We start from the raw sequence: 1,030 nt of genomic DNA, 5'->3' as shown, positions 1-1,030 counted from the left end.
ACCTGTTCCCATCCCGAACACAGTAGTTAAGCTCTTCAGCGCCGATGGTAGTTGGGACTTTGTCCCTGCAAGAGTAGGACGCCGCCAGGCGGTTATATGCAATGGAGGATTAGCTCAGCTGGGAGAGCACCTGCCTTACAAGCAGGGGGTCGCAGGTTCGAGCCCTGCATCCTCCACCATTTTGCCGGCCTAGCTCAATTGGTAGAGCAACTGACTTGTAATCAGTAGGTTGGGGGTTCAAGTCCTCTGGCCGGCACCATTGTATCACTTGAAATGGTGCACTTAATAGTATGAGCCATTAGCTCAGTCGGTAGAGCATTTGACTTTTAATCAAAGGGTCGAAGGTTCGAATCCTTCATGGCTCACCATTACTTGCGGGTGTGGCGGAATTGGCAGACGCGCTAGACTTAGGATCTAGTGTCTTCGGACGTGGGGGTTCAAGTCCCTTCACCCGCACCATTTTAAATATGCCTTAAGCGGAAGTAGTTCAGTGGTAGAACACCACCTTGCCAAGGTGGGGGTCGCGGGTTCGAATCCCGTCTTCCGCTCCAAGCCCTTGCCGGGGTGGCGGAACTGGCAGACGCACAGGACTTAAAATCCTGCGGTAGGTGACTACCGTACCGGTTCGATTCCGGTCCTCGGCACCATATGCGCCCGTAGCTCAATTGGATAGAGTATCTGACTACGAATCAGAAGGTTGTAGGTTCGATCCCTGTCGGGCGCACCATATTTTTACGGGAAGTAGCTCAGCTTGGTAGAGCACTTGGTTTGGGACCAAGGGGTCGCAGGTTCGAATCCTGTCTTCCCGACCATTATTTTTACTATGGGGCCTTAGCTCAGCTGGGAGAGCGCCTGCCTTGCACGCAGGAGGTCAGCGGTTCGATCCCGCTAGGCTCCACCATAATATAATAAAAGAGTCGCATTTATAAGCAAACTTTTAATTTGCTCTTTGAAAACTGAACAAAACAACCAGTATGTCAACGAAAAGAAACGTGTTTTCTTTTCAACAAAACAAGAAGGTAACACTTCT

Annotated in this window: 9 tRNA genes and 1 rRNA gene; all 10 read left to right on the top strand. The window is 50.7% G+C overall.

The features are described 5' to 3' along the window. Window positions 1-90: ribosomal RNA gene (gene rrf / locus CWR48_RS18450) — 5S ribosomal RNA — on the top strand; the annotation flags it as partial. Window positions 91-103: 13 nt separating this feature from the next. Further along, window positions 104-179, top strand: a tRNA-Val gene (locus CWR48_RS18445). Between the two features lie 4 nt (window positions 180-183). Further along, window positions 184-259 (top strand) — tRNA-Thr (locus CWR48_RS18440). Window positions 260-292: 33 nt separating this feature from the next. Beyond that, window positions 293-368: transfer RNA gene (locus CWR48_RS18435), tRNA-Lys, on the top strand. Between the two features lie 6 nt (window positions 369-374). Further along, window positions 375-459 (top strand) — tRNA-Leu (locus CWR48_RS18430). Between the two features lie 17 nt (window positions 460-476). Further along, a tRNA-Gly gene (locus CWR48_RS18425) sits at window positions 477-551 on the top strand. A gap of 7 nt (window positions 552-558) precedes the next feature. Next, window positions 559-647 (top strand) — tRNA-Leu (locus CWR48_RS18420). A 3-nt stretch (window positions 648-650) separates the two neighbouring features. Then, window positions 651-727: transfer RNA gene (locus CWR48_RS18415), tRNA-Arg, on the top strand. A gap of 8 nt (window positions 728-735) precedes the next feature. Next, a tRNA-Pro gene (locus tag CWR48_RS18410) sits at window positions 736-812 on the top strand. Between the two features lie 13 nt (window positions 813-825). Then, a tRNA-Ala gene (locus tag CWR48_RS18405) sits at window positions 826-901 on the top strand. The last annotated feature ends 129 nt before the right edge of the window (window positions 902-1,030 follow it).

The sequence above is a fragment of the Oceanobacillus arenosus genome (genome assembly GCF_003369575.1).
Taxonomy (GTDB): domain Bacteria; phylum Bacillota; class Bacilli; order Bacillales; family Amphibacillaceae; genus Oceanobacillus; species Oceanobacillus arenosus.
This window is presented reverse-complemented; position numbering and strand designations above follow the sequence as displayed.